The sequence below is a fragment of the Streptomyces sp. 13-12-16 genome (assembly GCF_002114215.1).
GTDB lineage: Bacteria > Actinomycetota > Actinomycetes > Streptomycetales > Streptomycetaceae > Streptomyces.
In genome coordinates, this window is record NZ_NCTE01001198.1 from 4,047 (window position 1) to 14,558 (window position 10,512).

Consider the following 10,512-nt stretch of genomic DNA (forward strand, 5'->3'; position numbering starts at 1 on the left):
GCTGCGGATCGACGTCCACGACGCCCTCCACGGCGCGCACGAGACGCGCGGCGACCGAGATGAGCGAGGTGTCGTGGATGTGCCCGCGGAGGGTGACGACCCCCTCGTGGACGTTCACGTGGATGGCGTGGCTGATGGCGGGGAAGAGGTAGGACACCACGGTGCGGCGGACCTCCTCCTCGATCTCCTCGTCCGGCCGCAGGAAGACCTTCAGCAGGTCGGCACGGCTCACCATGCCCTGGAGCATGCCGATGTCGTCGACCACGGGCAGCCGCTTGACGTGCCGGACGGCCATGATCCTGGCCGCCTGTGCCAGGGTGGCGTCGGGGTGGACCGTGATCGCGGGGGTGCTCATGAGCTCCTCCGCCGTCACCGCCCCGGCCTTGGCGACGTCGGACAGGCGCCGGCGCTGCTCGAAAAGGCTCGGGTCGCTGTCGCGGAACTCCTCCTTGGGCAGCAGATCGGCCTCGGAGACGACGCCGACGACACGCCCCTCTCCCTCCAGGACCGGCATCGCGCTGACCTTCCACTGCTCCATGGTCCGCACGATCTCCTTGAAGGGCGCGTCGCGTCCGACGGCCACGACCGTCCGGGTCATCACATCGCTGACGATGTGCGGGGTCTCAGGCACCGCGATCCTCCTCGTCTCGCCTCGTGGTGACGGGGAGGAAGCAGCCAGGCCCGGCCCGGCAGTTCCCCGGCACCGATGGTCTCGACGACCGTCGCGCGGCGGCCGTGCCGACGATGCGAGGGAGGGGACCTCGCCCTTCCTCCGGCCGTACGACTCCACGATCGTCACAAATCGGCGCAGTGCAACCCGGGCCGAGGCCCCCGTCCGCGAGCCGGTCCACCTGTCGCGACGGAACCCGTGCGGTGCGACGGTATTGACAGGGACTTCAAGGCAGCGGCAGGGCAGGAAGGCGGTGGTGAGCGTGGAGCTCCCGCTGGTCGTGGGTGTCGACGGATCGGATTCCAGCCTGGAGGCCGTGGACTGGGCGGTGGACGAGGCCGCGCGCCTCGGGCTGTCCCTGCGGATCGTCCACGCCTCTTTGTGGGAGCGGTACGAGGGGGCTCTCCCGTCCTTCAGGACCGGCCGTCCGGCCGAAGAGGTCATGGCCGAGCACATCGCCGCGTCCTGCGCGGAACGCGCCCGGCTGCGCGACCCGGAGCTGAAGGTGTCGAGCGACGTACTGCCCGACGACGCCGTGTCCGCGCTCCTGCACGCGGCTCATGAGTCCTCCGCCCTGGTCACGGGAGCCCGCGGCCGCGGGAGGATCGCGGGGATGCTGCTGGGGTCGGTGAGCCTCACGGTGGCCGGTCGTGCCGCGTGCCCGGTGGTCGTGGTGCGCGGCGGGGAGCGGAACCGGCAGGGCTCCTTCGGTCGGGTGGTGGTCGGCCTCGGTGACTCCGCGGAGGGCGCGGCCGCAGTGCGGTTCGCCTTCCGTGAGGCGCAGGCGCGCGGCTGCGCCCTGCACGCCGTACGGGCCTGGCGCCGCCCCGCCCACGAACACGTGGACCATCCCCTGATCGCGGACGATGCCGCCGGTGCCGAGGAGGAGCGCGCCTCCGCCCTCCTCACCGACGTGCTGCGCGACGCCGGACGGAATCACCCGCAGGTCGAAGTACGCCGTCAGGCGGTCGAAGGTCCCGCCCACAAGGCCCTCCTGGACGCTTCCTCCGACGCCGACCTGGTGGTCGTGGGGGCGCGCAGGCGCCACGGCCACGTCGGTCTGCAGCTCGGCAGGGTGGCCCACGCCCTCCTGCATCACGCCGAGTGCCCGGTGGCCGTCGTCCCCCAACGGACCTGACCCGGACGTGCCTCCCGTGCTCCTGCACATGCGGTGAGGGGAGAAGGAGAGGACGCGGCGGATGTCCGAGTGGACCTGGGAGTACGAGGGGTACGACCCGGCCGGCGAGCGGCTGCGCGAGTCGCTGTGCACACTCGGCAACGGCTGCTTCGCCACACGGGGCGCCGTGCCCGAGAGCAGGGCGGGCCTGGTGCACTATCCGGCCACCTACGCGGCCGGGGTCTACAACCGCCTGGAGTCGGCCGTGGCGGGGCGGCGGGTGGTGAACGAGGATCTGGTGAACCTCCCGAACTGGCTGTTCCTGCGGTTCCGTCCGCGCTTCGCCGACGGGTCGGCGGGACCGTGGTTCTCTCCCGACACGCACCGGCCGCTCGACCACCGGCACAGTCTGGACCTGCGCCGGGCCACCCTGACGCGTACGTTCCGGTTCCGGGACGACGAGGCGGGCGTGCTGGGTGTGGAGCAGGTCCGGCTGGTGCACATGGCGGATCCCCACCTGGCCGCGCTGCGGACCGTCGTCACAGCCGAGGAGTGGTCCGGAGAGATCGAGGTGGAGTCCGTCCTCGACGGCGACGTGACCAACAGCAATGTGCACCGCTACCGGTCACTCAGCCGGCACCACCTGGTCCGTGTGCGGACCGGCGCGTCCGCGGCCGGCGTGACGTGGCTGAGCTGCCGCACCAGCACCTCCGACATCGGCATCGGCATGGCGGCCCGTACGGTCGCCGGGCAGCCGCCCACGGCGTCGGAGCTGCGTCCGTCCCACCACCGTGCCGTGCACCGGCTGGTGATACCCGTCGCTCCCGGCCGGCCCGCCGTCGTGGACAGGACGATGGCCCTGCACACCTCCCGGGACCGGGCGATCAGCGACCCGCTCGGCGCGGCGCTCGACCGGGTGGCCACGGCCCCTGACTTCCCGGCGCTCGTGGACTCCCACGCCGCCGCCTGGGCACGCCTGTGGCGGGGCGCGGACATCCAGGTGCCCGGGGAGGCGGGCCGTGTCCTGCGCCTGCACCTGTTCCACGTGCTGCAGACGCTGTCCCCGCACACCGCGGACCTGGACGTGGGGGTGCCGGCCCGAGGGCTGCACGGCGAGGCGTACCGGGGCCACGTCTTCTGGGACGAACTGTTCGTGCTGCCGTACCTCAACCTGCATTTCCCGGAGGTCTCGCGGGCCCTGCTCGACTACCGCCACCGGCGTCTGCCGCAGGCGTGCCGCGCGGCACGCGCTGCGGGCCGGGCCGGGGCGATGTATCCGTGGCAGTCCGGCAGCGACGGCCGCGAGGAGACCCAGCGGCTGCACCTCAACCCCCGTTCGGGCCGGTGGCTGCCGGACGACTCCCGGCTCCAGCACCACGTCGGCTCGGCGATCGCCTACAACGTGTGGCAGTACTGCGAAGCGACGGGCGACACCGAGTACCTGCACACCAAGGGCGCGGAGATGCTGATGCAGATCGCCCGCTTCTGGGCGGACGGCGCGGAGCCGGCCCCCGGCACCGGCCGGTACCGCATCCGTGGTGTGGTCGGCCCCGACGAATACCACGACCGCTACCCCGACGCCGACCGGCCGGGCCTGGACGACAACGCGTACACCAACGTCACCGCCGCCTGGGTCCTCGGCCGGGCCCTGGACCTGGTGCGGCGCCTCCCGGCCTGGCGCCGGCAGGAGCTCTTCGAACGCATCGGGCTGGAGAGCGGCGAACTCCCGAAGTGGGAGGAGGTCTCCCGGCGGCTGCGGGTGCCGTTCCACCGGGGCGTCATCAGCCAGTTCGACGGTTACGGCGACCTCGCCGAGCTGGACTGGGACGCCTACCGAACCCGCTACCCCAGCATCCGGCGGCTGGACCGCATCCTCGAGGCCGAGGGCGACTCCGTGAACCGCTACCAGGCGTCGAAACAGGCCGATGTCCTGATGCTCGGACACCTCTTCTCGGCCGCCGAGCTGCGTAGCCTGTTCGACCGTCTCGGGTACGACGTGGACGACGAGGTCTGGCACAGGACCGTCGACTACTACCTGCGGCGCACCAGCCACGGTTCCACCCTCAGCGGACTCGTCCACGGCCTCGTCCTCGCCCGGGCCAGACGGGCCGAGGCGTGGAGTTACGTCCGCGAGGCCCTGGAGGCGGACATCGCCGACATCCAGGGCGGCACGACCGGCGAAGGCATCCACCTCGGCGCCATGGCCGGGACCCTGGACCTGGTGCAACGCGGCCTGACGGGACTGGAGACGCGTGAGGACGCCCTCTTCCTGGACCCGGTGCCCCTTCCCGCCCTGTCGGAGTACGGGTTCTCCCTGCGCTACCGCGGCCACTGGGGCATCGGCATACGGCGCCGGAGCGGACAGCTGGAGATCAGGGTGCCCGACTCGGAGGAGTCACCCATCCGCGTGGTGCTGGCCGACCGGGCCGTGACCATCGCGCCGGGGGAGACCTGCACGCTCGTGCTCCCGGGGGAGTGATCCGCGCGGACGGGCGAGCCACCCGTCGAAGTGCGCCGGTACCGGTCACCGCGCACAGTGGAGGACAGGAAGGGGACGTTCCGCGGGGTGGTACCGGAATACGGCTCCCGACACCTCTTCGTCCACGGCGAACGATCCGTACGACACCATGAGAAAGCAGGCCCCGTCATGGCAGCCACCCCCGTCATGCAACTGCCGGTCGTCAGTGAATGCGCGGCCGAGAGCTGCGCCTACAACCACGACCACACCTGCCACGCCGTGGCGATCACCGTGGGAGACCTCAGCAGTCCCGTCTGCGACACGTTCATGAGCGCGGACCTCGAGGGCGGAGAGCCGTCCGTCACCGGCCGGGTCGGTGCGTGCAAGATGGCTGACTGCCGGCACAACACCGCGCTGGAGTGCCACGCCCCGTCCATCACCGTCGGCAACGAGCAGGAGCAGGTCGACTGCCTCACCTACGCGCGGACCTGAGGGACGCCGGAGGTTCTCGCCGCGTACGCCGCCGACCACGGGCGCGGCCGCGCACAGCCCTGACCGTCGGACTCACGTCCGCTGCCGCAGCGCCCGGATCACCCACGTCGGCGAACGGCCGGTCGTGGCCGGCACCCCGACAGCGAGCGTTGGCGTCCGGAAACGCGGTCCCTCCGCATGACGGGAGTTCGGTGAATGGCGCACAGTGAGCGGGCCGGCCCCGATGCCCTCGTCCCGGCACGCCCCGGTGTCCTCGCAGTGCGCGGCGGCGACCGTCGGGCGGTCCGTGGCGCACGCGCGTACAGAACTCCGTCGGGCGCGTGAGCGAGCAGTGGGGCGCCCGGAGGTTCGGCGCGGGCACCGGCGCACCCCGGACGACGCCCCCCGCTTCTTCCGCGACCGGTCTGTCGTCGGCCGAGGCCGCGCGCCGGCTGACGCGTCACGGACCCAACGCGATCCCCAAGGAGCCGCGCGCCCCCGTATGGCGGCGGGGGCTGCAACAGCTACGCGATCCGCTGATCCTGGTGCTGCTGGTGGCCGCCGCCCTGACGATCGCCACCGGTGATCTCTCCGATGCCTCCGTGATCCTGCTCGTCATCACGGTGAACACCACGGTCGGCGTCGTACAGGAGGTACGGGCCGAACAGGCGGTGATGGCCCTGTCCGCCATGAGCGCCCCCACCGCCAGAGTCGTACGGGACGGCGAGGAACGTTCCCTCCCGGCCGCCGAGGTGGTACCCGGGGACATCGTCCTGGTGGCCGAGGGCGACATCGTGCCCGCCGACGGGGACGTACTGTCCGCTGCCTCGCTGCTGACGGACGAGTCCTCGCTGACGGGCGAGTCCGTTCCGGTGGAGAAGGCGCCCGGCGGTGACCCCTCGCACGGCACGGTGTCGGCGGGCACGGTCGTGGTGCACGGCCGCGGACGCGTCGCGGTCACCGCCACGGGAGCCCACAGCGCGCTCGGCCGGATCGCGACCCTGATGGGTGCCGCGTCCGGTCCGACCCCGCTGCAGCGCCGGCTGGCGGATTTCGGCCGGGTTCTGGCAGCCGTCATCGTGGCACTGTGCGCCCTGGTGCTGGCTCTCGGGCTGGTGCGCGGGCAGCCCGTGGAGCTGATGATCGTGGCGGCGATCAGCCTCGCGGTCGCCGCCGTACCGGAGTCCCTGCCCGCCGTCGTGACGCTCGCGCTCGCCCTGGGGGCACGACGGATGGCGGACCGGCACGCCATCGTCCGCAGGCTGCCCGCGGTGGAGACGCTGGGCTCCGTCACGGTGATCGCCACCGACAAGACCGGCACCCTGACCGAGGGCCGCATGGCCGCCGAACGGCTGTGGACGCCGCGAGGAGAGGCCACGGCCCTGGGAACCGGCTACGAGCCCCGGGGCAGGGTCGTCCGCGACGGGCGGGCGATCACGGCCGACGACGCACCCGACCTGGCGGCACTGCTGCGCGTCGCCATGCTGTGCAACGACGCGGCGCTGGAGCCTCCGCCGGACGACTCCGCGGAGTGGCGCGCGCTGGGCGACCCCACCGAGGCCGCCCTGCTCGTGGCGGGGGCGCGGCTCGGGCTGGACCGGGCGGCGCTGGACCGCGTGCTGCCACGCGTGGAGGAGATCCCGTTCGACAGCGGCCGCAAGCGCATGACGACCGTCCACCGCCTGCCGGACGGAGCAGTGCGGGTCGCGTGCAAGGGAGCGCCGGAGTCCCTGCTCCGACCGCAGGTCCTGGTCGACGGCCCGGACCTGCTCGCCCGGGCGGCGGATCGGGCGGAGGCACTGGCACGCGACGGGTACCGGGTGCTCGCCGTCGCGTCGGCCGACCACGAGGAAGCGTCGCAACCGTCCGGGACATGGGAGTCGGGTCTGTCGCTGCTCGGCCTCGTCGGGATTCTGGACCCGCCCCGCAGCGCGTCCGAGCCGACGATCGCCGCCTGTGAACGCGCCGGCATCGTCCCCGTGCTCATCACCGGCGACCATCCGCTGACCGCCCGGGCCGTGGCGGAGCGCCTCGGCATCGCCTCCCGGGAGGAGGAGATCACCACCGGGCAACGGATCCGGGAAGGCACGGCGGGTGAGCTGACCGGCGTACGCGTCTACGCACGGACCACTCCCGAACAGAAGCTGGACATCGTCGAGGCGTGGCGCGGGGCCGGGCAGGTGGTGGCGATGACGGGGGACGGGGTCAACGACGGCCCGGCCCTGCGCCGCGCCGACATCGGTGTCGCCATGGGGCGGCGCGGCACCGAGGTGGCCCGCCAGGCGGCCGACCTGGTGCTGGCCGACGACAACCCGGCCACCATCGTGTCGGCCGTCGAGGAGGGGCGCCGGGTCTACGCCAACGTGCGCCGGTTCCTGCTCTACGGGCTCGCCGGCGGCATGGCGGAGATCCTGGTGATGCTCCTCGGCCCCTTCCTGGGAATGCCGCTGCCCCTGCTGCCCGCGCAGATCCTGTGGATCAACCTGCTCACGCACGGCCTGCCCGGTGTCGCGCTCGGTGCGGAGCCCGTCGCCCCGGAGGCGATGCGCCGTCCGCCCCGGCCCCCCGAGGAGAGCGTGCTGGGTGCCGGCCTGTGGCCGCGCGTCCTGTTCATGGGGGCCTTCGTCGCCGCCGTGACCCTGGCGGCCGGGGTGTGGGCCCGGGAGACGGGTCGCCCCTGGCAGTCCATGATCTTCCTGGTCCTCGGCGCGACCCAGCTGGGCGTCGCCCTCGGCTCCCGCGTTCGTCCGGGAAGTCTGGCCAACCCGTTCCTGCTGGTCGCCGTGGGCGCGGCTCTGGGCCTCCAGGTGGCCGGCGTGTACGTGCCCCCTCTCCGGGACCTGCTGGGCACGGAGCCGCTGTCGCTCGGGGACCTGGCGATCGCCTGCGCGTTGTCCGGTCTCGGCCATGTGGTCATGCGTGTGCAGGCACGGCTGTGGCCGGAGCGGCAGCCGCGCGCAGCCTCGGTGGCAGGCGGCGCTCCGGGTGGCCGGCGCTCACGGTCCGCCCGGACGGAACGGCCCGGCTGAGCCCGCTCTTTCCGCGCCGGGCAGCCACGTCCTCGGCCTTCGGAACGCCTCACACGGCGGGGCGGACGACTGCCGGGTTCGCCTCCCTGCCCTGCCGCCCCGGGCCGGGGTCACGGCCACTCGCAGTCGGTTCTCCGACGGCCCCCGGGGTTCCGCCGGAGACCGTCAGGCACCCCGCTCGTGTCCGCCCGGGCGCACGGCGTGGTGCCGGACCACGGTCGCGGTGAAGGCACAGGTGGCGGCAGCGGTGAGGGCCAGGAGCAGGTATCCCCAGGTGTAGTCGTCGGCGATGCCGTAGACCGCGCCCATGACCAGGGGCGGGAAGAAGCCTCCCAGTCCGCCGGCGGCGCCGACGACACCGGTGACCGAACCCACCCGGTCGGTGGGTACGAGGCGGGCGACGAGGGCGAACACGGCACCTGATCCGGCTCCCAGGGCCGCGGCCATGCCGAGGAAGGCCAGGGTGCCGATCGGGACCAGGGGGAGTTCCAGGGAGGTGAGGAGGGCGAGTGCGGCGATGGCGGCGTACGCCCCGATGAGCACGGGGACCGGGTGCAGCCGGTCGGAGAGCCAGCCGCCCGCCGGACGCGCGGCGACCGCGAGGACGACGAAGCCGGCGGTGCGCAGGGAGGCGTCGGAACGCCCGAGACCGTAGGCGGTGGTGAGGTAGGTGGGCAGGTAGACGCTGAAGGCGACGAACCCTCCGAAGGCCATGGCATAGAGGAAGGCCAGCTGCCAGGCGGTGGGCATCCGCAGGGTGGCGGTGGTGCGCGTGAGCAGGGAGCCGCCCGGGATGGCGCGTTCCGGCTGGTCGCGCAGGAGGAAGTGCGCGGTGACGGCGTAGCCGGCCAGGGTCACGGCGACGAGGGTGAAGGGAAAGCTCCGGTCGACGGCGTCGGCCAACTGCACGGTGGTGAAGGCCGAGACGGCGGTGCCGCCCGTGCCGATGCCGAAGATGCCGAGGGCCAGGCCGCGTCGTTCGGGCGGGTACCAGGCGTTGACGAACGGAACACCGACGGCGAACGTGGTGCCGCCCAGCCCGAGGAAGAAGCCGCCGACGAGGAACTCGGCCAGGGAGTCGGCCAGATGACCCAGGTACAGCACGGGCAGGACGGTCAGGGCGGTGACGAGGGGAAACATCCGGCGGGCACCGACGCGGTCGGTCAGTGCCCCGACCGGGATCCGGCCGAGCGAGCCGACGAACACCGGCACGGCCACCACGAGTGACTGCTCGAACGAACTGAGACCCAGGTCCTCGCGGAGCGTCGGGCCGAGCGGCCCCAGCAGGGCCCACGCCCAGAAGCCGGCCATGAACCCGGCCGTGGCCAGGGCCAGCATGTGCGCCGGCTGCGTGGAACGGCTCACCGGCTCACCCTCTCTTCGAACCGAACACCGGCGACACACGGAATCGGCCCGGGGCCGGGGACGCACGGCCCCTCACCCTCCCGTACGCGGTGCGGCCGCACCTGGGGCCTCGGGGCATTCTGCTTCTCCAGGCCGGCGAGAACTTGCGCATAAAGGGATATTCTGCAGTGCGGGTGTCCTTCTCACGGCGCGGCCACGCGGACTGCCGTGACCTTGTACTCGGGGCAGGACGTGACGGTGTCCGTGATGTCGGAAGTGAGTCGGTTCACCCCGCTCGTGGGGAAGTGGAAGGAGCAGAAGACCTGCCCGGGGGCCGTCTGCTCACCGACGCGGACGACGAGCCGGGCCCGTCCGTGCCGGCTTTCCACCGTGACGTCCTGGCCGTCCCGCAGGCCGTACCGGCCGGCGTCGTCGGAGTGGAGATCCAGGAAGTCGACAGGATCGAGCGCCAGGTTGCCGCCGCGCCGCGTCATGCTTCCGGAGTTGTAGTGCGCCCAGCGCCGCCCGGTGACCAGGACCAGCGGATAGTCGTCGTCGGGCTGTTCACCGGGTGGGAGGTAGGGGGCGGCGGCCAGATGGGCCCGCCCGTCCGGTGTGGCGAAGCGCTCCGTGTACAGCTTGGCCTCTCCGGGGCCGTGGGGGGAGTGGCAGGGCCATGGCACGGAGCCCTCCCGGTCCAGGCGGTCGTGGGAGAGTCCGGCGAAGACGGGCGCGAGCCGACCGCATTCGGCTAGGGCGTCGGCGGGAGTCGGGCAGCCCAGACCGGCTCCCATGGCCTCGGCGACGGCCCGCAGGATGTCGAAGTCGGTTCGGGCCTGCCCCAGCGGGGGCACGGCGGGGCGCACGCGCTGGAACCGGCGGTCGAAGTTGACGAAGGTGCCGTCCTTCTCCAGCCAGGACGCGGCGGGCAGGACGACATCGGCGTGCCGGGCGGTCTCGGACAGGAACAGCTCGTTGCAGACGACGAACGGACAGGCGTCCAGGGCCCGGGCCACCTGGTCGGCGTCGGGGTCGGTCGCGCAGACGTCCTCGCCGACGATCCACAGCGCCCGCAGCTCCCCGGCTCGCGCGGTGGCGAACATGCCCGGGATCCGAAGCCCGGGCCGCGCCGGGACGGGCACGCCCCAGACGTCCGCGGCCCGCGAGCGGGCGGCGGCGTCGGTGACCTTGCCGTATCCGGGCAGGAGGTCCGGCAGGGCGCCCATGTCGGAGGCGCCCTGCACGTTGTTCTGGCCTCGCAGCGGGTTGACCCCGTAACCGCGGTCGGTGCCCACGGCGCCGCGCAGGATCGCCAGGTTGGCCAGGGACCGCACCCCGTCGGTGCCGTGGAGGTGCTCGGTCACGCCCAGGCCGTAGACGATGGCCGGCCGCCCGGCCCCGCCATAGAGGCGGGCGGGGGGGG

7 protein-coding genes are annotated in these 10,512 nt (G+C 73.0%); 4 read left to right on the forward strand and 3 right to left on the reverse strand.

From position 1 onward, the window contains the following. Nucleotides 1-631, reverse strand: a 631-nt coding sequence (locus B7767_RS37500; RefSeq protein WP_085575893.1) for a CBS domain-containing protein, incomplete at its 3' end; no start/stop codon positions are given. A 301-nt stretch (nucleotides 632-932) separates the two neighbouring features. Between B7767_RS37500 and B7767_RS37505 the strand changes: the two genes are divergently transcribed. The 4 genes from B7767_RS37505 (at nucleotide 933) to B7767_RS37520 (ending at nucleotide 7,745) form a co-directional block, all read left to right on the forward strand. After that, nucleotides 933-1,808 carry a universal stress protein gene (locus B7767_RS37505; protein WP_085575917.1) on the forward strand — a complete coding sequence of 292 codons (876 nt, stop codon included), beginning with the start codon at nucleotides 933-935 and terminating at the stop codon, nucleotides 1,806-1,808. 61 nt (nucleotides 1,809-1,869) lie between these two features. Then, nucleotides 1,870-4,266 carry a glycoside hydrolase family 65 protein gene (locus B7767_RS37510; RefSeq protein WP_085575894.1) on the forward strand — a complete coding sequence of 799 codons (2,397 nt, stop codon included), beginning with the start codon at nucleotides 1,870-1,872 and terminating at the stop codon, nucleotides 4,264-4,266. A 168-nt stretch (nucleotides 4,267-4,434) separates the two neighbouring features. Continuing rightward, complete coding sequence (locus B7767_RS37515; RefSeq protein WP_218775849.1) at nucleotides 4,435-4,737, forward strand: DUF1540 domain-containing protein; 303 nt, start codon at nucleotides 4,435-4,437, stop codon at nucleotides 4,735-4,737. Nucleotides 4,738-5,057: 320 nt separating this feature from the next. After that, nucleotides 5,058-7,745: a cation-translocating P-type ATPase gene (locus B7767_RS37520; protein WP_256923708.1), complete on the forward strand. Its 2,688-nt coding sequence runs from the start codon at nucleotides 5,058-5,060 to the stop codon at nucleotides 7,743-7,745. 165 nt (nucleotides 7,746-7,910) lie between these two features. On the opposite strand, the gene B7767_RS37525 is transcribed toward B7767_RS37520, so the two are convergent. Together B7767_RS37525 and B7767_RS37530 are read right to left on the reverse strand one after the other, a co-directional pair. Further along, nucleotides 7,911-9,083: an MFS transporter gene (locus B7767_RS37525; protein WP_179167467.1), complete on the reverse strand. Its 1,173-nt coding sequence runs from the start codon at nucleotides 9,081-9,083 to the stop codon at nucleotides 7,911-7,913. Nucleotides 9,084-9,292: 209 nt separating this feature from the next. Further along, nucleotides 9,293-10,512, reverse strand: a 1,220-nt coding sequence (locus tag B7767_RS37530; protein ID WP_179167463.1) for a molybdopterin oxidoreductase family protein, incomplete at its 5' end; no start/stop codon positions are given.